The organism is Candidatus Competibacteraceae bacterium, from assembly GCA_016699715.1.
Lineage (GTDB): Bacteria > Pseudomonadota > Gammaproteobacteria > Competibacterales > Competibacteraceae > Competibacter.
Genome location: CP065007.1, coordinates 2,756,618 through 2,781,222, shown reverse-complemented (window position 1 = coordinate 2,781,222; position 24,605 = coordinate 2,756,618). Strand labels below are relative to the sequence as shown.

Genomic DNA, 24,605 nt, shown 5'->3' with positions numbered 1-24,605 from the left:
TTGGTTGTCTCCTAATCCAAAGTCTATGAAGCAGTACACAGTTAGGCTTTTCTTGTGCTAATCGGCATCCGAGGCTCGGAACGTTATATTGAGGGATTGACTGGCGATATAAGTTGCTTGGTAGGAATCATTAGGCATCGGTAACGGTGAAGCCCTGAACGCAGCTGCCTTGGCCGAATTATCGACAATCGCATTGCCACTAGATTTCAAAACCCTGACATTGGTTACTTCGCCAGATGCTTTGACGAATACACGCAAGATACAGACCGCGCCTCTCGGTGTGCTCGGTGGAGGATTCCACCGTCGTTTCACATAGGGCTGAATGATCGATTTGGCAAAGTTGCCAGCAGCAGCCTCCTTGGCAGCCAATTCAAGGGCCAGTTTGCGCGCTTCTTCCGCTTTGCGTCTGGCGTCCTCTTCCGCTTTTCTTCTCGCTTCTTCGGCCTGCCGCTTGGCTTCCAGGGCCGCCCGCCGCTGGGCTTCCAGGGCTGCTTGGCGTTTGGCCTCGGCCGCCGCTTCGCGCTGGGCTTCCAGGGCTGCTTGGCGTTTGGCCTCGGCCGCCGCCTGCCGCTGGGCTTCCCGCTTAGCCTCGGCCGCCGCTTCGCGCTGGGCTTCCAGGGCTGCTTGGCGTTTGGCCTCGGCCGCCGCCTGCCGCTGGGCTTCCCGCTTAGCCTCGGCCGCCGCTTTGCGCTGGGCTTCCAGGGCTGCTTGGCGTTTGGCCTCGGCCGCCGCTTCGCGCTTGGCTTCCAGGGCCGCCCGCCGCTGGGCCTCCCGCTTAGCCTCGGTTGCCGCCCGCCGCTGGGCCTCCCGCTTAGCCTCGGTTGCCGCCCGCCGCTGGGCTTCCAGGGCTGCTCGACGCTTGGCTGCCGCCGCCGCCTGCCGCTGGGCTTCCCGATCTGCTTGCCGTTGCTTCTCTGCTTGCCGTTTAGCGGCCTCGACCGCCTGGCGTTTGGCCTCGGTCGCCGCTTGGCGTTGCTCTTCGGCTTTGTGTTTGGCTTCTTCTGCCTGACGCCGTTCCTCAGCCTCGCGTCTCTCTTCCTCGCGCTGGCGGCGAAGTTCCGCCTGTCGCCGCTCTTCCGCTTCCCGCGCCGCTCGCGCCAGTTCGGCCTGGTGCTCGGCTTCCGCGCGTTGCTGTCGCCGCTCTTCCCGCGCCAGGCGCTCCAATTCTTCGTGGATCGCGACCTCGTCCACCACCTCGGCCGGAATCGCCTCGATTTCAGTCGGCTCGGGATGCAGCGCATCCGTGATATTCAGATTCAACAATAAAAATAGGCCGACAAAAGCATGGACGGCAATGGTGACCGCCGTCGCCACGAGGTCTTGGTGCTTTTCCCCACGCCCGAGTTGCATCAACCGCGGTTACCGTTGGCTCGCCGATCCGTCCGGAGGCGCCGTGGACAAGCCGACCTTGACCGCGCCGGCGTTGCGCAGCGCGGTCATGCCCTTGATGACCTGATCGTATTTGACTTCCCGGTCGGCGCGCACCAGGACCGGCGGTTGCGGTTTATGCGCCATCAGTTCCGCGACGCCTTGCAGTCGCGGCTCCAAGGTGTCGCAATTCACCGGTTGCGCTTTCTCCGTGCCAATCCCCAGATAACAGGCGCCATCCTTCTGTACCGATAGCACCACCACTTCGGACGCTCGATCCCGGTCGTTCAACGATTCCGCCGGCGCCTTGGGCAAATCCACCTCCACCCCCTGATTGAGCAGCGGCGCGGTGACCATGAAAATGACCAGCAACACCAGCATCACGTCGATGTAAGGCACAATGTTAATTTCCGCCTTCAGGCGGCCATGCGAACTGCGTCGCGCCATGACGGGTCAACCTTGGGCGACCGGGGCGCGGGCGGCCTCGGCGTAGCTTTTGCGCAGGTGGTAGGACTGCCGTTGCAGGATATTGGAAAACTCCTCCATAAAGGTTTCGTAGCGATTGGCCAGCCGATCGACTTCATGCGCGTAGCGGTTGTAGAAAATGACCGCCGGGATGGCCGCGAACAGCCCCATCGCGGTCGCGACCAACGCTTCGGCGATACCCGGCGCCACCTGCGCCAGCGTGGCCTGCTGCGCCACCCCCAATGCCCGGAACGCATTCATGATGCCCCAGACCGTGCCGAACAGGCCGATGTACGGGCTGGTGGAACCCGTCGTCGCCAGCAGCGACAAATAGACTTCCAGATCGTCCAATTCGCGCGAACCGGCCGCTCGCATCGCCCGTTGCGCGCCGCTGACCACCGATTCCGGGTCCACGGTCGGTTGGGAACGCAAGCGCAGGAACTCCTGAAAGCCCGCCAGGAAAATCGCCTCCATCCCCGAAACCATTTCCTTTTGGCGGTTGATACGCGCGTACAACGAGGCCAGATCGATTCCTGACCAGAAATCATCCTCGAACTGGTTCGCCGCCCGCCGCGCGGAAGTCAGCACCATGCCCTTCTTGGCGATCACCCACCACGAGCTCAGCGAAATCAGCGCCAGTCCCAACAGGACCAGTTGCACGATCAGGCTGGCGTTGGCGATCAGACTCCAGAACGACAAATCATGGGTCACCTACAATCTCCCTCATCAATTGCCGGGGCAACCGGCGTGCCCGGAAACTCGTCGCATCGATACACGCCACCTTGACTCGCGCGCCGCACAATACTTCGGTGGAGCCGGCCCGGTGGATGTTTTGGGCAAAGGTGAGACTGGCGCCGCCTGCTTCCGCGATCCGACTGCTCACCTCCAGCAGATCGTTGAACCGGGCCGGCCGACGATAGTCCACGCTCAGCGTCCGCACCGCGAACAATACCTGCCGGTCGCGCAGCAGGACGTCCTGCTCGAAACCGTGGGCGCGCAACCACTCGGTGCGGGCGCGCTCCATGAACTTCAGATAGTTGGCGTAATACACCACCCCACCGCTATCGGTGTCCTCATAGTAAACCCGCACCGGCCAGACAAACATTTCCCGTTTCCACTAAAATCGATTTTGCCTATCCCAACAATGCCGCCGCTCCATCCGGAGTCGCGCGAGTCCGTGGAGATCCCTCATCATGCGCGCCCTTATTGTACTGGTCTTGCTGCTGGTTGCCCTGCCTGTTTTCGCGGCGACTCCGTTGACCTTCGAAGAGGTCGACACCGATGGCGACGGCTTGATCAGCGCCGATGAAGCCGCCAGCGTCGATGGGCTGGATTTTGACGAGGCCGACACCGACGCCGACGGTACCCTCAGCGTGGACGAATACGACATCGCGGTGGAAAAGCTGCCACCGGCCACCGAGCCGGCCATCCCGGAGGATGGCGAGGCGGTGGTACCCGCAACGCCTCCAACCTTGACCGCACCCATCGTCCCCGAAGGCGCGCAACCCCAGGCGCCGTCCACTCCGGCCAGGCCTTGACGCTAGGGGGCGGCGCCAAACAGATCGCCGCCCCCCGCCGGACCGGTGGTGGCCAAGCCGAAATGACGGTACGCGTGCGCGGTCGCCAGCCGGCCGCGCGGGGTACGCATCAGGAAACCCTGCTGGATCAAATACGGTTCCAAGACCTCTTCGATGGTGCCGCGCTCCTCGCCCAGCGCCGCCGCCAGCGTGTCCAGCCCCACCGGCCCGCCGCCGAATTTGTCGATCATCAGCCACAACAACCGCCGGTCCAACTCGTCGAAACCGTGTTCGTCCACTTTCAGCAGATCGAGCGCCCGCCGCGCCACCTCGACGGTGATCCGCCCGTCCGCCTTCACCTGGGCGAAATCACGCACCCGCCGCAACAGCCGGTTGGCGATGCGGGGCGTGCCGCGCGAACGCCGGCCGATCTCTATCGCGCCTTCGGGATCATCGGTCTCGATCCCGAGAATGCGCGCCGAGCGGGCCACGATCTCGGTCAGTTCCTCCGGCGTGTAAAACTCCAGCCGGTGGACGATGCCGAAGCGGTCCCGCAACGGCGAGGTCAGCAGGCCAGCGCGGGTGGTGGCGCCGACCAGGGTGAACGGCGGCAGGTCCAACTTGATCGAGCGCGCCGCCGGTCCCTCGCCGATCATGATGTCGATCTGATAATCCTCCATCGCCGGATACAGCACTTCCTCCACCACCGGGCTCAAGCGGTGAATTTCGTCGATGAACAGCACGTCGCGCGGTTCCAGGTTGGTCAGCAGCGCGGCGATGTCGCCGGGCCGCTCCAGCACCGGCCCGGAAGTCTGGCGCAGGTTGACGCCCATCTCGACGGCGACGATATGCGCCAGGGTGGTTTTGCCCAAACCGGGCGGGCCAAACAGCAGCACATGGTCCAGCGCCTCGGCGCGGGCGCGGGCGGCCTGGACGAAAATCTCCAACTGCTCGCGCATGGTCTGCTGGCCGATGTACTCGTCCAGCCGCCGGGGGCGGACGGCCCGGTCCTGAGTGGCGTCATCGCCGCTGGTGGCCGGGGAAATCAGACGATCGGAAGGGTTCATGAGCGGTGAGGTCGGTGAGGTGGCGAAGCTGGCGCTATCGGGAGTTTAGCAGCGGAAGTTTAAGGCCAAACGCGAACAAACGCGCTGGTTCGCCAACGACTGCAGCGGCATCAGCGGCGGACGCTGGATTGTAGCGCCAACCGGATGATCGCTTCGCTGGCGAGATCTTCGATGTCGAGGCTCTGCACCATGCGCGAGGCTTCGGGCAGCTTGTAGCCCAGCGCCACCAAGGCGCTGATGGCATCGTCCCGCGGCGTGGCGTCCGCCGTCACGGGGCGATCGCCTGGCAGGGTGACGGTCGCCGGATACGGGCCTAGTTCGCCGATCCGATCACGCATTTCGATGATCAAGCGCTCGGCGGTTTTCTTGCCGATGCCCGGCAATCGGGTCAGCGCGGTGGCGTCACTTTCGCGCACGCAGCGGCCGAACGCCTCCACGCTCATGCCGGACAGAATCAGCAGCGCCAGCCGCGGCCCTACCCCGCTGACCCGAATCAGGTTGCGGAACAGGCCGCGCTCGGCGGTGCTGGCGAAACCGTACAGGGCATGGGCGTCCTCGCGCACCGCCAGATGGGTGAACAAGGCAACCTCCACACCCAGTTCCGGCAGGCTCTGAAAAGTGTTCATCGACGCCTCCAGCTCGTAACCGACGCCGTGGGCGTCGATCATCAGGCCCGGCGGCTGCTTCCAGATCAGCAGCCCGCGCAGGCGGCCGATCACCGTCGCCTCCCGGCCAGCACGGCGGCGGAACCGAACCGCTGCAAGGTCTGCCGGGTGTGGCCATGGCAGATCGCCACCGCCAAGGCGTCGGCGGCATCGGCTTGCGGCGATTCCGGCAAGCTCAGCAGCAAGGCGACCATATGTTGCACCTGCGATTTATCGGCCGCGCCGCTGCCCACCACCGCCTGCTTGATGGCGCGCGGCGCGTATTCGCTGACCGGCAATCCGGCCAGCACCACGGCGCACAGCGCCGCGCCCCGAGCCTGCCCAAGCTTGAGCGCCGAATCGGGATTGCGGTGCATGAATACCTGCTCGACCGCGACTTCCGCCGGTTGCCAGGACTGAATCACGGTGCTCAACCCTTCGAAAATGGTTTTCAGGCGTTCCGGTAGCGGCCGGTCGCTGCCGGTCTGGATGCAGCCGCTGGCGATATGGCGGCTGCGCGGCCCGTCCATGTCGACAATGCCGTAGCCGGTGATCCGCGAACCGGGATCGATGCCCATCAGCCGCACTGTCGTCACGCTCAGAGTTTGGCCAGGATGTCGTCGGAAATGTCGGCGTTGGAGTAGACGTTCTGCGTGTCGTCCAGATCTTCCAGCATCTCCAGCAGCTTGACCATTTTCTGGGCGTCCTCGAAACCGAGGGTGGTGCTGGAGCCGGCGCGCTGGGTCACTTCCGCTGCCTCCGGTTCCAGGCCGGCGGCGATCATGGCCTGCTTGACCTCCTGAAAGGCCGCCGGACTGACGAGCACGTCCACCGAGCCGTCCTCGTAACTCAGCACATCGTCGGCGCCGGCCTCGATGGCGACTTCCATGAGGTGGTCCTCGTCGCTACCGGCTGGATAGCTCAGCACCCCCTGCTCGGTGAACTGAAACGCCACCGAACCGCTGGTGCCGAGATTGCCGCCGCATTTGCTGAAGGCGTGACGGACTTCCGCCACCGTGCGATTGCGATTGTCGGTCACGGCATCCACCATCACCGCCACTCCGCCCGGCCCATAGCCCTCGTAGCGGATTTCCTCGTACTCCACGCCCTCCAGCCCGCCGGTACCGCGCTTGATGGCCCGGTCAACGGTGTCCTTGGGCATGTTGGCGGCCAGCGCCTTGTCCACCGCCAGCCGCAATCGCGGGTTGGCGTTGGGGTCGCCGCCGCCCATGCGGGCCGCCACGGTGGTTTCGCGGATCAGCCGGGTGAACAACTTGCCGCGTTTGGCGTCCTGGGTGTTTTTCCGATGTTGGATGTTCGCCCACTTGCTATGTCCAGCCATGCGAAGCCTCTTGCGTCAATTAGGCGTCAGTGCCTGAAAACTCATGTCAGTCTACCATTCCCTCTTCCAGTCGCGCAGAGCGGACATGGCGGAACCGGCTGGTGGCAAAAAACGCGCACGCCTGAGTGATCGTCGTTGGATCCACCAGCATCTGCATGTGCGAAACCGGCAGGCAAATATGATCGGCCATGCCGGGAAACTGAGTTTCGACCACCGCGATCATGCCGTCGGACGGCGCTGGCATGCCGGGAAACAACAGGCCCAGGCCGATGTTTAGAGTGCCGGCGATCGAACCGAGTGGGTTGGGCGCGACCCAGGCCGGCGCATCGCCCATCAGCCCACCCTCTAAGCCGCCTTGGCCCACGAACAGGCCCAACCCGCTGTCGTGCATGATGCGAGCGGCGTAGCTGCCCTGATGGGGCGTGCCCAGGGTCACGATGCGACCGGGCCGCTGTTTGGGGTAATGATGGAATAAATGGCGCACCACCAAGCCGCCCATGCTGTGGCCCAGGAAATGAACGACCGGCGTATCCAGCGACTTCAACAAAGTGTGCAAATCCTCGGCGTTTTCCGCCGGTGAGCGCGTGATGCTCGGGTAGGAGTAGTTCACCGTGTGGTAACCGGCCTCTTCCAGCCAGTACTCAAGCAGTCGCATCCACAAGCCGTGCACGTACAAACCATGCACCAGCACCACCGTTTCCCGCTGGACCCCCATGATCGATTCTCCCGCATTGTATTTTGGTAGGGGTGCATTCTAGCGAAATCCGTCAGCGTCCGTTTTCATCGATCCGCAAAACCGCCGTCATCCACTTGTAATAGTGTTTAAATGACACTAATATAAAGGTGTAGTTTGTACACCAACACGAAAAGACCAATGAACTCGCCGACCGCCAGCCTGCCGACCCTGACCACCGACATTGTGCCGTTCGCCATTCGCGGCGAACGGCTGGAGGTGCTGCTGGCGCGACAGACGACCGGTTGGGGACTGCCTGGCGGTCCGGTCGGCGTGGATGAAGATCTGGACGCCGCCGCCCGCCGCCAGTTGGCTGAACAGACGGGTCTGTCCGAGGTGTATCTGGAGCAGTTGTACACCTTCGGCCGACCGGATCGTAACCCGGCGCGGCGGATGGTGGCGGTGGCCTACTTCGCGCTGATTCCCATCGCCAGTGGGTCGATCGGCGCTCCGGTCGTGGGCGATACCGTGCGCTGGGCGGCGGTGGCCGAACCGCCACCGCTGGTCCTGGACCACGGCGAGATCGTCGCGGTGGCCCGTCGCCGGTTGGCGGCCAAACTGCTGTATTCCACCATCGCCCTGCAACTCATGCCGGAGCGCTTCACCTTGAGCGAATTGCAGGCGGTCCACGAAATCATCCTGGGCGAACCGTTGGACAAGCGCAATTTCCGCAAGCGCGTACTGGCGCTGGATCACATCGAAGCCACCGGCGAGCTGGCGCGGCACGGCGGCCGACGGCCAGCCCGGTTGTATCGAGCCCTGCACCCTGGCCAGGTTGAGCTGATCAAGTAATGCGATCGATACGGTCGCCGGAGAAACACGCATGAGCGCAGTCACTGCCGAGATTTTCACCAAGGACCACCGCCTGTTGCCGGTGCAGGTGCCGCCCACCGTGCTCGAGACGCTGGACGCCGCCGAAAAAGCGGCGTTGGTGGCGAAGATCGAACGCTTGCTGGTGGAACGGGACGCCGCTCTGGTCGCTCATTACTACACTTCGCCCGAACTGCAGGAGCTGGCCGAGGCCACTGGTGGCTATGTATCGGATTCGCTGGACATGGCCCGCTTCGGTACCGAGTGCAAAGCCAGCACGCTGGTAGTGGCGGGGGTACGTTTCATGGGCGAGACCGCCAAGATCCTCAATCCGGAAAAACGGGTGTTGATGCCGGACCTGCGGGCCGAGTGCTCGCTGGATCTGGGTTGTCCTCCCGAGGAATTCGCCGCCTTCTGCGACCAGCACCCCGAGCGGGCGGTGGTGGTCTACGCCAACACCAGCGCGGCGGTGAAGGCCCGTTCCGACTGGGTGGTCACCTCGGGCATCGCCCTGGACCTGGTGCGCCATTTGGCCGAGCGCGGCGAAAAACTGATTTGGGCACCCGACCGGCACCTGGGCGCCTACGTACAGCGGGAGACCGGCGTCGATATGTTGCTGTGGAGCGGCTCCTGCGTGGTGCACGAAGCCTTCAAGGCCGATGGACTGCGCAAGCTGCGCGCCCGGCATCCCGACGCCAGGGTGCTGGTCCACCCCGAATCACCGCTGGATATTATTGCCCAGGCCGACATGGTCGGATCGACCACGGCGCTGGTCGAGGCGGCGCGCAAGCTGCCGGCGAAAAAGTTTATCGTCGCCACCGACAACGGTCTGTTTCACAAGATGCGACAGGCGGCGCCGGACAAGGTTTTTCTGGAAGCGCCCACCGCCGGCAAGGGCGCCTCCTGCGTCAGCTGCGCCCACTGCCCATGGATGGCGATGAACGGTTTGCGCAACCTGGCGCGGGTGCTGGAAACCGGTCGGAATGAGATCTTCATCGACGAAGCGGTGCGCGAACGGGCGGTTCGGCCCATTCGCCGCTTGTTGGAATTCGCCAGGCAGCGCAAGCAGGCCGTGCTGGGGAATAACGATGCCTGAATCGTCACCGGCATCGCTTTGTGCCGTGGCAACCAGCGCCGATCCCGCGCCGCTGGCCACCGGGTGGATCGTTCAGCGCTTGGGATCTTTCTGGATCTGCAAATGACCCTCGCCAGCGGCTCGCGGCGGTGGCCACCGGCTTTCCAGCTTGATCCGCAGTCGCAGGTTGTTGGCGGAATCGGCGTGGCGGATAGCGGTCTCGTAACTGATCTGGCTGGATTCGTATAGGTTGAACAACGCATCATCGAAAGTCACGATGCCTTGTTCGCTGGAGCGGGCCATCACGCTCTTGATCTCCTTGACCCGACCCTGGAAGATCAGCTCGGCCATCAGTGGGGTGTTGAGCAGGATCTCCACTGCCGGAACCAGCCCCGGCTGGTCCTCGCGCGGCAGCAGGCGCTGCGAAATGAACGCCTTTACATTGAAGGACAGATCCATCAGCACCTGCGCCCGTTTCTCTTCGGAAAAAAAATTAATGATGCGATCGAAGGCCTGATCGGTATTGTTGGCATGCAGCGTGGTCAGGCATAGATGACCGGTTTCGGCGAAATTGATCGCGGCCTGCATGGTTTCCCGATCCCGCGCCTCGCCGATCAAAATCACGTTGGGCGCTTGACGCAGCGTGTTCTTCAGGGCTACCTCGTAGGACTCGGTATCCGTACCGACTTCACGCTGGTCCACCAAACATTGCTTGTGTTGATGGAAAAACTCGATGGGATCCTCGACGGTAATAATGTGCTCTTGGCACTGACTGTTGCGATAATCCACCATGGCCGCCATGGACGTGGTCTTGCCGCAACCGGTACCGCCGAGGAAAATCACCAGACCGCGCTGGGCCATGGCGATGTCCTGGAGAATCGGCGGCAGGTGGAGTTCCTCGATGGTCGGGATCCGCTGCTGGATCAAACGCAGCACCATGCCGGCGCTACCACGCTGGGTAAAGGCACTGACCCGAAAGCGCGCGACATCGGGAAAATTCAAGGAAAAATTGACTTCGCGATGCTGGTCGAACTCCCGCACCTGCCGGTCGTTCATGATCGAACGTATCAGCAACATGGTCTGCTGCGGCCTCAGTTTCTGGTTGCCGATTCGATGCAGCAGCTGGTTGACCTTAAGCGCCGGCGGGCTACCGGCGGTGATGAAAATGTCCGATCCCTCCAACTCCAGTAATTTAAGCGCCAACTCGTAAAGGTACTGAGTCGCCTTCTCATGATCGTCCACCATCTGCTCCGAACCCTGTCCCATCTTCCATCTCCCGTCGCTGATTCAAGCGCATCACGGCAAGCCGTATCCAGCGGCGATGTTCGCTTCGGTCGCCCGGTCCACGGAGCCATCCGCCCGCATCGCCCCACGCCACGAGTATCGCCAACTATTCCATACCGCGCAAACCACGCCGAAATCCGGCTTGACCGCCCCTGCGCGCCACACTCCTCCCTCGGCACGCCGCCGCATTCCATCGACTCCAGGAGATGATCGCCACCATGAGCCACTCTCGCCACCTGTTCTCATTCGTGCTGCTTGCGCTGTCCCTGTGCTGGGCGACTGTCGCGCCGGCCCGCACCGCCGCCGAGGCCTCTCCGCCGGACTTTCGCAAGCTGGTCAAACAGAACGAGCCGACCGTCGTCAACATCAGCACCACCCAGACCCCCAGCCGAAAGAGCACCACCCGCATCCCCGGCCTACCGGGACAACCGGGTGGCGATAATCCCTATCTGGAGTTTTTCAAGCGCTTCTTTCAGGATCGCCCGGAATTGCCCAGCGAGCACCAGGCCAACTCGCTGGGCTCGGGGTTCATCCTCTCGTCCGACGGCTATATCCTGACCAATGCCCACGTTGCCCAGGACGCCGACAAGATCATCGTCCGGCTCAGCGATCAGCGAGAGCGACCGGCCAAGCTGATCGGCGTGGACGAAATGACCGACGTCGCCCTGCTGAAAATCGATGGCGAGGAGCTGCCGGCCGTGAAAATCGGCGATTCCGACGCGCTGGAAGTCGGTGAATGGGTGCTGGCCATCGGCTCGCCCTTCGGCCTGGAGCACACCGCCACCCAGGGCATCGTCAGCGCGATCGGTCGCAACCTGCCCAGCGGCACCTACGTACCGTTCATCCAAAGCGACGTCGCGGTCAACCCCGGCAGCTCCGGCGGCCCGCTGTTCAACTTGCGCGGCGAGGTGATTGGGATCAACTCACAGATCTACAGTAGCTCCGGCGGTTACATGGGCCTGTCGTTCGCCATCCCCATCAAGCTGGCGATGCAGGTGGTCGAACAGATTAAATCCACCGGCGAGGTGACCCGCGGCTGGTTGGGCGTACTGCTACAAGCGGTCAACAACGATCTGGCCGACGCGTTCAAGCTGGATCGGCCGCGCGGGGCGCTGGTCGCGCAGATCCTGCCGGACAGTCCAGCCGCCAGCGCCGGCTTCAAGCAGGGCGACGTCATTCTGCGCTACGGCGGCGAACCGGTGGAGGAGTCCTCGCAACTGCCGCGAATGATCGGCGTGACTCCAGTTGGCAAAACCGTGGCCATGTCGATTCTGCGCAACGGCGAGCCGCTGGAAATCAAGGCCACCATCGCCCGCTTGGAAGCGGTGACCGAGGAAACCGTTTCCACCATGGATGAATACAGCGATCCGCTGCTGAAAATCACCGTTGCCGATCTGAGCAACGAACAGCGCCGTGGCCTGGGCGCGGATGAGGGGGGTGTGCTGGTCACCACGCTCGACGAAGGCCCGGCCGCGAACGCCGGCCTGTATCCGGACGACATCGTCCTGGAAGTCGATTACACGCCGGTCAAAAGCGCCAGCCAGTTCGTGGAACTGGTCAAGGAACTGCCCAAGGGCAAGGCGGTGCCGGTACTGGTGCGGCGGGACAACGAATCGCTGTATCTGGCCATACGCATGCCCGAGCAGGGCTGATCCTCGAAAGGACATCGATGAACCCGAACAATTGTCTGGACTTCGAACGACCCATCGCCGAGCTGGAGGCGATGCTCAAGGAGCTGCGGCATCTCAGCGCCGAGCAGGATCTCAATATTCACGACGAGATCGCCCGGCTGGAGGCCAAGAGCAAGGCGCTCACCGACTCCATCTTCGCCAGCCTGACGCCATGGCAGATCTCGCAAATCGCCCGCCATCCGCTGCGGCCCTACACCCTGGACTATGTGGAACGGCTGTTCACCGACTTTCAGGAGCTACACGGTGATCGCGCCTTCGCCGATGATCGTGCCCTCGTCGGTGGACTGGCGCGGCTGGATGGTCGGCCGGTGCTGGTGATCGGCCATCAGAAGGGCCGCGATACCAAGGAGAAAATTTACCGCAACTTCGGCATGCCGCGCCCGGAAGGCTATCGCAAGGCGCTGCGGCTGATGAAGCTGGCCGAGCGCTTCCGGTTGCCGGTATTGACCTTCATCGACACGCCGGGCGCCTATCCCGGCATCGGCGCCGAGGAGCGCGGGCAGAGCGAGGCCATCGCCCGCAACCTGTTCGAGATGAGCCGGCTGCGAACGCCGGTGATCTGCGTGGTGATCGGCGAAGGCGGCTCCGGCGGGGCGCTGGCGGTCGGGGTCGGCGACCGGGTGCTGATGCTGCAATACAGCACCTACTCGGTGATCTCACCGGAAGGCTGCGCGGCGATTCTGTGGAAAAGCGCCGACAAGGCTCCCGACGCCGCCGAGGCCATGGGCCTGACCGCCGACAAGCTGCATAAACTCAAGCTGATCGACGCCATCATTCCCGAGCCGCCCGGCGGCGCGCACCGCGATATGGCGCAGATGGCGGAGTATGTACGGGCCGCGCTGCGGGCGAATCTGTTGGAACTGGACGCACTATCCATGGATGACTTGCTGGAACAGCGTTACCAGCGGTTGATGGCCTACGGGGTGTTTAAGGAAGCCGCGCCGGCCCTCTCGCTGCAATCGACCTGGCAAAGCAGCGTGGCCGCCCTGCTGGGGAAGGACAAGGCCGGGGAGGGATAATCCCGGATCTCCATCCACTCACTGCTCCCACCGAACTCCGACCGGCGGTTCCGTCCGATGAACGGCGCCTGTCCCGGCTTTGCCGGTCTACTGGATAGTGTTACCGCGCTGCGCGACGCCTACCCATGCACCCGCCATCTGATCGTCGCTTACAGCGGCGGCCTGGATTCCCATGCGCTGTTGCACCTGCTGGCAACCCATCGTCATTGCTGGCCGGAACGGACGCTGGCGGCGGTGTACGTCGATCACGGCTTGCAAGCCGCATCCGCCGCCTGGGGCGAACATTGCGCCCATATCTGCCGCGAACTGGACATCCCGTTCCGGGTACTGAGGATCGACGCCCGGCCCGCGCCGGGAGAAAGCCCCGAAGCCGCCGCTCGCCGCGCCCGCTACACCGCCCTGGCCGCCGAACTGAGAGCGGATGCCGCCCTGCTGACCGCCCACCATCGCGACGATCAGGCCGAAACCCTGTTGCTGCAACTGCTGCGTGGCGCTGGTCCGCACGGCCTGGCGGCGATGCCGGTCGCCAGCCGGCTCGGGCAGGGTTGGCTGCTGCGCCCCTGGCTGGACGTGGATCGCGCCAATCTGCGGGCCTACGCTCTCGAACACGGTTTGCGCTGGATCGAGGACGATAGCAACCAGGATGCCCGTTTCGACCGCAACTACCTGCGCCAGCGGATTCTGCCGCTGTTGCGGGAACGCTGGCCGGCGGTCAGCCGCAATCTGGCCCGTTCCGCCCAGTGGTGCGCCGAAACCGCCGACTGGCTGGACGCCGACGCCGACGCCGACCTCGCCCGCGCCGCTACCCCGCGTCCCGACGCGCTGCATATTCCGGCCTTGCGCGAACTGAGTGAACCGCGTCAACGCAACACGCTGCGACGCTGGTTGCGACAACTCGGCCTGCCGGTTCCCGATGCGCGGCAACTGCGGCACATTCTCCACGATGCCTTAACCGCCGCCCGCGACCGGCAACCGTGCATCCAGTGGCCCGGCGGCGAAGTGCGGCGCTACCGGGATACGCTGTATGCCCTGCCGCCGCGAATCGCGCACGACGCGCGACAAATCTTCGTCTGGCGGCACGGAACCCACAATTATCCGCCACTGGATCTACCGGGATTGGGAACGCTGCGGCTGCGGATGACCTTCGGCGAGGGACTGCGTTCCGAGACACTGGCCGGGATCGCGCTCACTATCCGATTCCGGCAAGGCGGCGAACGGTTCCGGCCGGCCGGACGTCACCACAGCCAGGAATTAAAGAAACTCCTGCAAGACGCCGGCATTCCCCCGTGGGAGCGGGCTCGCTTGCCGCTGATCTATCTCCCCTCCACGCCCACATTGCCCCGCGAAGGAGGAGGGAACCAGAGCCTGTTGGCGGTCGTCGGGCTGGGTATTGCCGCCGAAGCCGCCGCCGGACCCGGTGAGCCTGGCCTCCTGCCCGTTTTGCAGTCGCCATCGGCGACAGGCTTTGGTATCTTGTAGCGTCTCTCACCACCCCCTATTTCCGCATGACCCGATTCATTTTCATCACCGGCGGCGTGGTGTCCTCCCTGGGTAAAGGCATCGCCGCCGCCTCGCTGGCGGCGGTGCTGGAAGCCCGGGGACTCAAGGTCACCCTGATCAAGCTCGACCCCTACATCAATGTCGATCCCGGCACCATGAGCCCGTTCCAGCACGGCGAGGTGTTCGTGACCAGCGACGGCGCCGAAACCGATCTCGATCTGGGTCATTACGAGCGCTTTGCCTGCATGACCGCCACCCGGCGCAATAACTTCACCACCGGGCGCATCTACGAGAACGTGATCCGCAAGGAACGGCGCGGCGATTATCTCGGCGGCACGGTGCAGGTGATCCCGCACATCACCGACGAGATCAAGCGCTGCATTCGTCTGGGCGCCGGCGAGGCCGACATCGCCCTGATCGAAATCGGCGGCACGGTGGGCGACATCGAATCGCTCCCCTTTCTGGAAGCCATCCGCCAGATGGGCGTGGAACTGGGCCGCGAGCGTTCGCTGTTCATCCACCTGACCCTGGTGCCCTACATCAAATCTTCCGGCGAACTCAAGACCAAGCCGACCCAGCACTCGGTTAAGGAACTGCGCTCCATCGGCATTCAGCCCGACATCCTACTGTGTCGTTCGGATCGGGAAGTGCCGGCCGGAGAACGCCGCAAGATCGCGCTGTTCACCAACGTCGAACCCAAGGCGGTCATCAACGTCCCCGACGCCGACACCATCTACCGGATTCCGCTGCTGCTGCACGCCCAGGGGTTAGACGATATCGTCGCCCGCAAGCTGCATCTGACCGACCTGCCCCCCGCCCAACTGGCCGACTGGGAACGAGTGGTGCACGCGATCGAGAACCCGGCCGCCACGGTGAACGTCGCCATGGTCGGCAAATACGTGGATCTGACCGACGCCTACAAATCGCTGAACGAAGCCCTGTTGCATGCGGGCATCCAGACCCGCACCCAGGTCAACATTCATTACATCGACTCCGAACAGATCGAGCGGGACGGTTTGGCCTGCCTGGCCGGAATGGATGCCATCCTGGTGCCGGGCGGTTTCGGCGAGCGCGGTATCGAAGGCAAGATCGCCGCGGTGCGCCACGCCCGCGAGCGGCGGATTCCCTACCTGGGCATCTGCCTCGGTATGCAAGTAGCGGTGATCGAGTTCGCCCGCCACGCCGCCGGACTGGAGGGCGCGCACAGTACCGAATTCCGCAAGGACACCCCGCATCCGGTCATCGCCCTGATCACCGAATGGATCGACGAAGACGGTACCGTCCAGCAGCGCCGGGAAAACGACGATCTTGGCGGCAGCATGCGCCTGGGCGCGCAGCCCTGCCGGTTGGCGCCCAACTCGCTGGCCCGCATCCTGTACGGCAAGGACGTGATCACCGAGCGCCACCGCCACCGCTACGAATTCAACAACCACTACCGCGAATCGCTGCATGCCGCCGGCCTGGCCTTCTGTGGTCATTCACTGGACGAGCGGCTGGTGGAAATGATCGAACTGCCCGACCATCCCTGGTTTCTCGGCTGCCAGTTCCATCCGGAATTCACCTCCACCCCGCGCACCGGCCACCCGCTGTTCCAGGGGTTTATCGAGGCCGCGCTCCGGCAATGCCGGCACCGCCAGGAGGCAAATCGCTCGTGATGAAACTCTGCGGTTTCGAGGTCGGCCTGGATCGACCGCTGTTCCTGATCGCCGGCCCCTGCGTGATCGAATCCGAGCAACTGGCCCTGGATACCGCCGGCCGGCTGAAGGAGATCGCCGATCGACTGGGCATTCCATTCATCTATAAATCTTCGTTCGACAAAGCCAACCGCTCCTCGCACCAGAGCCATCGCGGCCCCGGTCTGGCGGAGGGACTGAAGATCCTGGATACGGTCAAGCGTCAAATCGGCGTGCCGGTGCTGACCGATGTGCACGAATACACCCCGCTGGCGGAAGTCGCGGCCGTGGTGGACGTGTTGCAAACGCCGGCTTTCTTGTGCCGGCAGACCGATTTCATCCAGAACGTCGCCCGCCAGGGCAAGCCGGTCAACATCAAAAAGGGCCAGTTTCTCGCCCCCTGGGACATGCGCAACGTGGTCGCCAAGGCACGCATCGCCGGCAACGACCACATCATGGTCTGCGAACGTGGCGCTTCCTTTGGCTACAATAACCTGGTGTCCGACATGCGCGCCCTGACGGTGATGCGCGCCACCGGCTGCCCGGTGGTGTTCGATGCCACCCATTCGGTGCAATTGCCGGGCGGTCAGGGCACCGTTTCCGGCGGCCAGCGCGAATTCGTGCCGGTGCTGGCGCGGGCGGCGGTGGCGGTCGGCATCGCTGGATTATTCATGGAAACCCATCCCGACCCGGATCGGGCGCTGAGCGACGGTCCCAACGCCTGGCCGCTGGACCGGATGGAACCTTTACTGATCGCGCTGCAAGCCCTGGATGCGTTGGTCAAGCGGCAGGGTTTCCTGGAAACCGAGCTGAGCTTTTAACCCTTCAATCTTCAACGCACACCCAACCAGAGGAGTTTTACCGATGTCGAAAATCAAATCGGTTCATGGGCGCGAGATTCTCGATTCGCGCGGCAATCCGACCGTGGCCGTCGATGTGGTGCTGGAATCCGGCGCCAAAGGCACGGCTGGCGTCCCCTCCGGCGCCTCCACCGGTAGCCGCGAGGCGCTGGAACTACGCGATGGCGACAAGAGCCGCTATCTGGGCAAAGGCGTGCTCAAGGCGGTCGCCAACGTCAACGGCGAACTGAGCGCGGCCCTGGTCGGCATGGAAGCGGCCGATAACCAGGCCGCCGTCGATCAGAAGATGATCGACCTGGACGGCACGCCCACCAAGAGCCGCCTGGGCGCCAATGCCCTGCTGGGCGTGTCGATGGCCACCGCCCACGCCGTCGCCGCCGAGAAAGGCATTCCGCTGTATAAATATCTGAATCCCACCGGCCCCTACCAGCTGCCGGTGCCGATGATGAACATCCTCAACGGCGGCGCCCATGCCGACAACAGCGTGGACATGCAGGAATTCATGATCATGCCGGTCGGCGCGCCCAGCTTCCGCGAAGCCCTGCGCTGGGGCGCGGAAGTGTTCCATGCGCTGAAAGCCGTGCTGAAGAAGCAGGGCATGAACACGGCGGTCGGCGACGAGGGCGGTTTCGCGCCCAACCTGCCGTCCAACGAAGCCGCGCTGGACGTGGTGATGGAAGCCATTCGCCAGGCCGGCTACACCCCAGGCAAGGATCTGTACATCGCCCTGGACTGCGCCAGCTCCGAGTTCTACAAGGACGGCAAGTACGTGCTGGAAGCGGAAGGCAAATCCTTCACCGCCAACGAGTTCTCCGACAAACTGGCGGATTGGGTCAATCGTTATCCCATCGTCTCCATCGAGGACGGTCTGGACGAGTCCGATTGGGCCGGCTGGGCCTATCTGACTCAGGTGCTGGGTAAGAAGGTGCAACTGGTTGGCGACGACCTGTTCGTGACCAACACCTCGATCCTCAAGCGTGGCATCGACGAGAACATCGCCAACTCGATCCTGATCAAGGTCAACCAGATCGGCACCCTGACCGAGACCCTGGCGGCGATCAACATGGCCGCCGCCGCCGGTTACACTTCGATCGCCTCGCACCGCTCCGGCGAAACCGAGGACAGCACCATCGCCGATCTGGCCGTGGCCACCGCCGCCAGCCAGATCAAGACCGGCTCGCTCAGCCGCTCCGATCGAGTCGCCAAGTACAACCGGCTGCTGGTGATCGAGGAAGAACTGGGTTCGGCCGCCACCTATCCGGGCAAGGCCGCGTTCAACGTGTTCCGCGACTGAGCGGAACCTGAACGGCTGCTCCGGCTCCTTATCCTTCGAGCCTGGAGCGGCTTCCGCGCTTCCTCGCCCCAACGGGGTCCGAGGGCGCGCGGAAGCACCGATCCGCCCCAGCGGCGCCGCAAGATCCCACTTCCCTTTTCACGATTCCCGAATCATGCAGATCCTGGTGGCGGCGCTCATCGCCGTGCTGGTCTTTCTACAATACCTGTTATGGATCGCCGAAGACGGCGTCCGACAAACCCACGCCCTGCAAATCGCCGTCCAGGTACAACAGGAGGACAACGCGGCGCTGGCCGAGCGCAACAGCGCGCTGGCGGCCGAGGTTGAAGACCTGAAGCGCGGTTTGATGGCCATCGAGGAGCGGGCGCGCTCCGACATGGGTATGATCCGCAAGGACGAGACCTTCTATCGCTTGCTTGAGCAGCCGCCGGACGCGACCCCGAATCCATCCAGCCCGCCCGCCGATAAACCCTCTTCCGGGCGACAGCATTGAGCCAACATCCCAAATCCCGACCCTCCTCGGCCGCTCCCCGGTATTGGGTGCTGATACCCGCCGCCGGCGCCGGCAAACGCATGGGTTCGGCCATCCCCAAACAATATCTGCCGCTGGCCGGCCGCTCGGTCATCGCCCACACCCTGAATATTTTCCTGCGGCACCCGCGCATTGCCGGCCTGGTGGTGGCGGTCGGGGCCGAGGATGAATGGTGGCCGGCGATGGCCGCGGATCTCGCGCCCGCCAAACCGTTGTGGGTGACCGAGGGCGGCGCGGAACGCTGCCATTCGGTGTTGAACGGATTGGAGGCACTGCGCGGGCACGCGCATCCCAGCGACTGGGTCCTGGTACACGACGCCGCCCGCCCCTGCCTGAGCGACCAGGATCTGGACCGGCTGTTGGACGAGCTGGCGAATGATCCGGTCGGCGGCTTGCTGGCCGCGCCGGTGCGCGACACCCTGAAACAGGCGGACGAGGCCGGGCGAGTGGCGACCACCGTGGATCGGTCACGGCTTTGGCATGCGCTGACCCCGCAAATGTTCCGGCTGGAGCTGCTGCACACATCCCTGCGCGCGGCATTGGCTCGCGACCTGCTGGTAACGGACGAGGCAGCGGCGCTGGAGGCGGCCGGTTTCTCCCCCCGGCTGATCGAGGGTCGGGCGGACAACCTGAAAATCACCCGACCGGAGGATCTGGCTTTGGCCGAGTTTTATCTCGCTAAAAAACAGAGCGCGGAGGACAGAGGACAGGACGCGGAACAATCCCCTGCTCCCTATACCCCTCCCGCCTCCCAGCCCTCAAACCCTGGACACCCGCGCATCGGTCACGGTTTCGACGTACACGCCTTCGGGCCAGGCGAGTTCATTACCCTGGGCGGGGTCCGCATCCCACACGCTCGTGGACTGGTCGCTCATTCCGATGGCGACGTGCTGCTGCATGCCCTGTGCGATGCATTGCTGGGCGCGGCCGGCTTGGGCGACATCGGCCGCCACTTTCCCGATAGCAACGCGGAGTTCAAGAACATCGATAGCCGGATTCTGCTGCGGCGGGTGGCGGCGCTGCTGCGCGAACAACATCTGACGGCCGGTAATGTGGACGCCACCCTCGTTGCCCAAGCCCCCCAAATGGCTCCGCACATTCCCGCCATGCGAGAGCACATCGCCGCCGACCTGCGCATCGAACCGGGCCGGGTCAACCTCAAGGCCACCACCACCGAGCGGTTGGGCTATGTCGGCCGCGGCGAGGGCATCGCCGTTCACGCGGTGGTGATGGTGTTTTAAGCGACGCTCAGCCCGCTCCAATCCGCTCCAATCCGCGCCCGCAACGGAAGGACGCCATGCGCGCCAGCAGATTGCCCGAATGGGCTCAAGCCTCTATTCGTTCCTTCCCACGACCACCACCTCGCCGCAACCGCCATGTTTGATGATTCCGGTCCCGCCACTCTTCCCCACGCTTATGGCCAACCCCACGCGCGAGGGCGGCTGCGCGCCACGCCCGAGGATTTTCAGGTGCGCGAGGAACTGGATTTCGCCCCGGACGGCGCCGGCGAGCATATCTGGCTGTGGGTGCGCAAGCGTGGCGCCAACACCGACTGGGTGGCCCGGCAACTGGCGCGACGAGCCGGCGTGCCGCCGGGCGCGGTAAGCTACGCCGGATTGAAGGACCGCCACGCCGTCACCGAGCAATGGTTCTCGGTGCATCTGCCCGGCAAGGCCGACCCGGACTGGAGCACCGACCCCGACCCCGACTTTACGGTACTCGAAGCGGCACGCCATTCCCGCAAGCTGCGGCACGGCGCTCTACGCGGCAACGCCTTTCGCATCGTGGTGCGCGAGTTGGACGGCGATCCGGCCGAACTGGCGGCGCGTTTCGAACGCATCGCCGCGACCGGCGTCCCCAACTATTTCGGCGAGCAACGCTTCGGCAGGGAGGGCGGCAATCTGGAACGGGCCGCAGCGATGTTCGAGAAACGAGAGAAGGTGCGTGACCGCCAACAACGGGGGCTGTATCTGTCCGCCGCCCGCTCGGCGCTGTTCAACGCCGTGCTGGCCCGGCGAGTGATCGAGGGCACCTGGAATCAGGCGATGCCCGGTGAAGTGTTGATGCTGGCCGGCAGCCACAGCATCTTCGCGATTGAGGAGGCGGACGACGCGATCCGCCAGCGGGTCGCCGCTTTCGACCTGCATCCGACCGGCCCGCTGTGGGGCATCGGGGAATTATTCAGCACCGGCGCGGAGCGGGATCTGGAAACGGCGGTGGCCGCCCTGCTGCCCCTTTTTCGCGACGGATTGGCGGCGGCGGGGCTGAAGCAGGAGCGACGGGCCTTGCGGCTGATGGTGCGGGACGCGACGCTGGAATGGTCCGCCCCCGGCGTCGCCGTACTCGGCTTCCGTCTGCCGGCCGGCGCCTACGCGACCACCGTGCTGCGGGAATGGATCGAACCGGACGTCGACCAGGCGCGTTGACACCTCATCGTATTCAATCCACCCACGCCTCGGGCGGGCGCCAGCCGGCCACCCAGTCCGGGATCTGCTCCGGCGGCATCGGCCGGGCGATGCCGTAGCCCTGGGCGAGGTTGCAGCCCAGATCGAGCAACTGGCGGCCGTGTGCGATGGTTTCCACGCCTTCGGCGATCACTTCGCGCCGGAAAGCGGCGGAGAGACCGATCACGCCCTCGACAATAGCCTGCGCCTCAGTGTCCGCCAGCAGGTCGCGCACGAAGGATTGATCGATCTTGAGCAACTGCACCGGCAAATGCCGCAGGTAAGTCAGAGAGGAGTAGCCGGTGCCGAAATCGTCCAGCGCGAAACGCACACCCAGCGCCTGGCAGTCCCTGATACGCGTGGAAACAACGCTCAGGTCTTCCAGGGCGGCCGTCTCCAGGATTTCCAGTTCGAGCCAGTCCGGGGGCACCTCCGGGTATTCCGCCAGCAGTTTTTGCAGCCGGGCGGTAAAATCCGGTTGCTGCAAGTCGCGACCGGACAGGTTGATGCTCACCGGCAGCGTCAGGCCCCGCGCCGCCCAGGCAGCCATCTGCCGCAGCGCCTCCCGCATCACCCACTGGCCGACGGCAATCGCCAGAGGGCTGGTTTCGACGGCGGGCATAAACCGCACGGGCGGCAGCAGACCCTCGTCCGGGTGCTGCCAGCGGATCAGCGCTTCGGCGCCGATCACCGCGCCCCGGCGCATGTCCACTTTGGGTTGGTAATACAGGCGGAATTCCCCGGCCGTCAGCCCGGCCTCGACCCAGTGCAGGATCGTGCGGTAATCGCGGGCGCGGCGATCGTGCTCGGCGTCGAACCACTGATAGCGGTTGCCGCCGACCTGCTTGGCGGCATACATGACCTGATCGACGTGGCGGAGCAGCGTGTCGGGGTCGGAACTGTCGTCCGGATACAGGGTGACCCCCACACTAGCGGTGAGCAAGGTCGGCTGGCCGGCTACGCTAAAGGGAACCTGCAACGCCATCATCACCCGGTCGATGGCGTGCTCGCATTCCTCCACGTCGCGCAGATCGCTCAGCAACAGCACGAACTCGTCGCCACCCAAACGCGCCACCGTGTCGCCGCCGCGCACGCACTGCTTCAGGCGCTGGGCCACCTCGATCAGCACCCGATCCCCCACGGCGTGCCCCCACCGGTCGTTGATGGGCTTGAAGTCGTCCAGGTCCAGGTAGCACACCGCCAGCCGTTGCCGGTCGCGCCGGGCCTGGGCCATGGCCTGCTGCAAGCGGTCGGCCAGCAGCACCCGATTGGGCAATTGGGTGAGGGCGTCGTGATAGGCCAGATGCGTGATCCGCTCTTCGGCCCGCTTGCGCTCGACTACATCCATCATCAGATCGGTCAACTGCCGCATCACCTCCACGTCGGCATCGGTGTAGTCCTCCGGTTTGTTGCCGACACCGACCAGGGCCACCACCTGCCCGCCGCTGATGACCGGTACGGTCAGTTCCCGGATCAGCGGGACATGCCCCTCGGGCAGACCGTGCCGATTGGGCAAATCGGCATAGTGATTGTGAATGACCGGCTGACGCTGGCGCAGGCAGTCAGCCCAGACTCCGGCCTGGCTAACCGGATAGTGCAGCCCCTGGCCAGTGGCGGTGCATATTTTCAGGGTGTGACTGGACCAGGTTTGCAGGGTCAGGGTGTCCTGATCGGGATCGACGAAATGGAAGAAGCTGATCTGGCTGCCAGTGAAGTGTTCCGCCTTGTCCAGCGCCGTGCGCAGCAGATCGTCCAGGCTGGCCGTCGCGACCATTTCGGACAGTTCCAGGCGGGCTTTGAGCAGCATTTCGGACTGCTGCCGGCGGTAGAGGTCGCGGATGAAGACGAAAAATCGCTCTCCTTCGGCAAACCAGGCGACATTGATCTCGGCCCGCCAGATTCGGCCACTTTTGGCCCGGTGCAGGGTCTGAAACAGGCCGCTGCCTTCCCGCATGGCCTTTTTGACATGGGCGGCGACCTCCTCGGGGTTCTCGCTCACATCCAGATCGGCAATGTGCATCGCGCGAAGTTCGTCGCGACTGTAGCCCGACTGGCGCGCGTACGCCTCGTTCACTTCCAGCAGGCGGCCCTGGCGATCGGCGATCCAGAAACCATCCCGAGAAGTTTCGATGATCTCCCGGTATTGCGCCTCGCTGCGCCGCAATTCTTCCGCCACCCGCTTGCGCTCGGTGATATCGGAGTGCGTCACCACCACCCGCGCCGGCTCGACCCCGGCGAACGGGGTGACGCGCAGCAAAAACCAGTGCTGGTGGTCGGGGGTGTGGCAGGGGTATTCCAGGGTAAACAGGGCTGACGTCCCGGCCAGCACGGCGCGAATGCCGACCGCCACCGTGCCGGCTTCCACGTCCGAGGATGCCGCGGCGTCGCAAACGGCCAGATAGTTCCGCCCCAGGCCGTAATCGGAATTGTTCAGATCGTTGGCATCGGCAAACCGCTTCCAGGCGGCGTTGACGTCCAGGATGACGCCCTGCTCGTCCAGGATGGCGATATGGAACGGCAGCGAATCCAGGGTCGCCTGCCAGAAGCGGCGCGAGGCACTCGTTTCCTCTTCGCTCCGGTGGCGTTCGGTGATGTCCAGCGCCGAGACGCGGCACAGCCCATCCGTGCAGGGTTTGCTACAGACACAGCGCAGATGCAGGTAGCGCGGTGGTGCTCCAGTGGCGGCGAGAGCAACTTCGCAGGATTCTCCCCCCGTTCCCGCCATGATCTGCCCGAGAAAGGCCTTAAAGCACGGCCGGCTGCCTTCGGCCACGAACACCCCCAGCCGTCGGCCGATCAGGCGAGCGCGTTCCTGGCCCAGCAGGGTGGCGGCGGTCAGGTTGAGCTCGCGAATAGTCCCGTCGTCGGTCAGGGTGAAGTAGCCGACCGGCGCGAAGTCGTAGAGATCGACGTAGCGTTCCAGACTGCGTTCGAGCTGGTCGCGCGTCCGCGCCAGTTCCTCGTTCTGTATTTCCAATTCGATCTGGTGGACTTGCAGTTCGTGCAGCAGCCGCAGGGCCGCTTGCCGGGTCAGGGGGCCAGCGTCAGGCAAGGTCTGCCGCAGCCGCGCTTCCGCGCGACGGCGCAGTTCGGCAGCTTCGGGCAATGAATCTTTGTGCTGCTTCATGGTCAGTGCTCCCGGCGCGACCAGGTGGATCTACCGTTGGGTGAACCTCCGATGGGTTCGGTGGGCCACATGAAGTCCAGGCATCTGGCTTACTTTACTTCGATCTTTCTTTAAGCCAGAACCGCCCATGGCTCTTTTAGACTCGAAATCCACATGAAAA

General features: G+C 64.3%; 23 protein-coding genes. 12 read left to right on the top strand and 11 right to left on the bottom strand.

Annotation, left to right across the window (positions count from 1 at the left end; genetic code table 11):
• Positions 1-57: 57 nt before the first annotated feature.
• The 4 genes from tolA to ybgC are packed head-to-tail and all read right to left on the bottom strand — an operon-like array spanning position 58 to position 2,938.
• The gene (gene tolA, locus IPM89_12510; protein ID QQS53677.1) at positions 58-1,350 is read right to left on the bottom strand and encodes a cell envelope integrity protein TolA; all 1,293 of its coding nucleotides are present in this window, start codon (positions 1,348-1,350) and stop codon (positions 58-60) included.
• 9 nt (positions 1,351-1,359) lie between these two features.
• Entirely contained in the window at positions 1,360-1,815 is a 456-nt protein-coding gene (gene tolR / locus IPM89_12505; GenBank protein QQS53676.1) for a protein TolR, read from the bottom strand.
• Between the two features lie 6 nt (positions 1,816-1,821).
• Positions 1,822-2,544 (bottom strand): protein TolQ, encoded by a 723-nt coding sequence (tolQ, locus tag IPM89_12500; GenBank protein QQS53675.1) that lies wholly within the window; start codon positions 2,542-2,544, stop codon positions 1,822-1,824.
• Entirely contained in the window at positions 2,534-2,938 is a 405-nt protein-coding gene (ybgC, locus tag IPM89_12495) for a tol-pal system-associated acyl-CoA thioesterase (protein ID QQS53674.1), read from the bottom strand. Before ybgC ends, tolQ begins: the two co-directional genes overlap by 11 nt.
• Positions 2,939-3,026: 88 nt before the next feature.
• On the opposite strand from ybgC, the gene IPM89_12490 reads away from it, so the two are divergent.
• The gene (locus IPM89_12490; GenBank protein QQS55912.1) at positions 3,027-3,371 is read left to right on the top strand and encodes a hypothetical protein; all 345 of its coding nucleotides are present in this window, start codon (positions 3,027-3,029) and stop codon (positions 3,369-3,371) included.
• 2 nt (positions 3,372-3,373) lie between these two features.
• Here IPM89_12490 and ruvB read toward each other — a convergent pair whose 3' ends face one another.
• The 5 genes from ruvB to IPM89_12465 all read right to left on the bottom strand — a co-directional run bounded on the left by ruvB (position 3,374) and on the right by IPM89_12465 (position 7,118).
• A complete protein-coding gene (gene ruvB / locus IPM89_12485) occupies positions 3,374-4,417 on the bottom strand; it encodes a Holliday junction branch migration DNA helicase RuvB (protein ID QQS53673.1) in 1,044 nt (347 codons plus the stop codon).
• A gap of 110 nt (positions 4,418-4,527) precedes the next feature.
• Positions 4,528-5,136: a Holliday junction branch migration protein RuvA gene (ruvA, locus tag IPM89_12480; protein ID QQS53672.1), complete on the bottom strand. Its 609-nt coding sequence runs from the start codon at positions 5,134-5,136 to the stop codon at positions 4,528-4,530.
• Positions 5,133-5,639: a crossover junction endodeoxyribonuclease RuvC gene (gene ruvC, locus IPM89_12475; protein QQS55911.1), complete on the bottom strand. Its 507-nt coding sequence runs from the start codon at positions 5,637-5,639 to the stop codon at positions 5,133-5,135. Before ruvC ends, ruvA begins: the two co-directional genes overlap by 4 nt.
• 20 nt (positions 5,640-5,659) lie before the next feature.
• Complete coding sequence (locus tag IPM89_12470) at positions 5,660-6,403, bottom strand: YebC/PmpR family DNA-binding transcriptional regulator (protein QQS53671.1); 744 nt, start codon at positions 6,401-6,403, stop codon at positions 5,660-5,662.
• Positions 6,404-6,449: 46 nt separating this feature from the next.
• On the bottom strand, positions 6,450-7,118 hold the full coding sequence (locus IPM89_12465) for an alpha/beta fold hydrolase (protein QQS53670.1): 669 nt from the start codon (positions 7,116-7,118) through the stop codon (positions 6,450-6,452).
• A 159-nt stretch (positions 7,119-7,277) separates the two neighbouring features.
• Between IPM89_12465 and IPM89_12460 the strand changes: the two genes are divergently transcribed.
• Positions 7,278-7,928 (top strand): NUDIX domain-containing protein, encoded by a 651-nt coding sequence (locus IPM89_12460; GenBank protein QQS53669.1) that lies wholly within the window; start codon positions 7,278-7,280, stop codon positions 7,926-7,928.
• A 31-nt stretch (positions 7,929-7,959) separates the two neighbouring features.
• Entirely contained in the window at positions 7,960-9,042 is a 1,083-nt protein-coding gene (gene nadA, locus IPM89_12455) for a quinolinate synthase NadA (protein ID QQS53668.1), read from the top strand.
• Positions 9,043-9,114: 72 nt separating this feature from the next.
• On the opposite strand, the gene IPM89_12450 is transcribed toward nadA, so the two are convergent.
• On the bottom strand, positions 9,115-10,266 hold the full coding sequence (locus tag IPM89_12450; protein ID QQS55910.1) for a PilT/PilU family type 4a pilus ATPase: 1,152 nt from the start codon (positions 10,264-10,266) through the stop codon (positions 9,115-9,117).
• 257 nt (positions 10,267-10,523) lie between these two features.
• On the opposite strand from IPM89_12450, the gene IPM89_12445 reads away from it, so the two are divergent.
• From IPM89_12445 to truD, 9 genes are all read left to right on the top strand, one after another.
• Positions 10,524-11,957, top strand: a complete 1,434-nt coding sequence (locus IPM89_12445; protein QQS53667.1) for a DegQ family serine endoprotease — start codon at positions 10,524-10,526, stop codon at positions 11,955-11,957.
• Positions 11,958-11,974: 17 nt separating this feature from the next.
• Positions 11,975-13,015, top strand: a complete 1,041-nt coding sequence (accA, locus tag IPM89_12440) for an acetyl-CoA carboxylase carboxyl transferase subunit alpha (GenBank protein ID QQS53666.1) — start codon at positions 11,975-11,977, stop codon at positions 13,013-13,015.
• A 57-nt stretch (positions 13,016-13,072) separates the two neighbouring features.
• Positions 13,073-14,494 (top strand): tRNA lysidine(34) synthetase TilS, encoded by a 1,422-nt coding sequence (tilS, locus tag IPM89_12435; protein ID QQS53665.1) that lies wholly within the window; start codon positions 13,073-13,075, stop codon positions 14,492-14,494.
• 26 nt (positions 14,495-14,520) lie between these two features.
• Positions 14,521-16,170: a CTP synthase gene (locus IPM89_12430; protein ID QQS53664.1), complete on the top strand. Its 1,650-nt coding sequence runs from the start codon at positions 14,521-14,523 to the stop codon at positions 16,168-16,170.
• Positions 16,170-17,009, top strand: coding sequence for a 3-deoxy-8-phosphooctulonate synthase (gene kdsA, locus IPM89_12425; protein QQS55909.1), 840 nt, complete (start codon positions 16,170-16,172; stop codon positions 17,007-17,009). Before IPM89_12430 ends, kdsA begins: the two co-directional genes overlap by 1 nt.
• A gap of 43 nt (positions 17,010-17,052) precedes the next feature.
• Positions 17,053-18,342 carry a phosphopyruvate hydratase gene (gene eno, locus IPM89_12420; protein ID QQS53663.1) on the top strand — a complete coding sequence of 430 codons (1,290 nt, stop codon included), beginning with the start codon at positions 17,053-17,055 and terminating at the stop codon, positions 18,340-18,342.
• Between the two features lie 154 nt (positions 18,343-18,496).
• Positions 18,497-18,835 carry a cell division protein FtsB gene (ftsB, locus tag IPM89_12415; GenBank protein ID QQS53662.1) on the top strand — a complete coding sequence of 113 codons (339 nt, stop codon included), beginning with the start codon at positions 18,497-18,499 and terminating at the stop codon, positions 18,833-18,835.
• Between the two features lie 80 nt (positions 18,836-18,915).
• Positions 18,916-20,115, top strand: a complete 1,200-nt coding sequence (gene ispD / locus IPM89_12410; GenBank protein ID QQS55908.1) for a 2-C-methyl-D-erythritol 4-phosphate cytidylyltransferase — start codon at positions 18,916-18,918, stop codon at positions 20,113-20,115.
• 135 nt (positions 20,116-20,250) lie between these two features.
• Positions 20,251-21,300, top strand: coding sequence for a tRNA pseudouridine(13) synthase TruD (gene truD / locus IPM89_12405; protein ID QQS53661.1), 1,050 nt, complete (start codon positions 20,251-20,253; stop codon positions 21,298-21,300).
• Between the two features lie 13 nt (positions 21,301-21,313).
• On the opposite strand, the gene IPM89_12400 is transcribed toward truD, so the two are convergent.
• Positions 21,314-24,445 (bottom strand): EAL domain-containing protein, encoded by a 3,132-nt coding sequence (locus IPM89_12400; protein ID QQS53660.1) that lies wholly within the window; start codon positions 24,443-24,445, stop codon positions 21,314-21,316.
• Between the last annotated feature and the right edge of the window lie 160 nt (positions 24,446-24,605).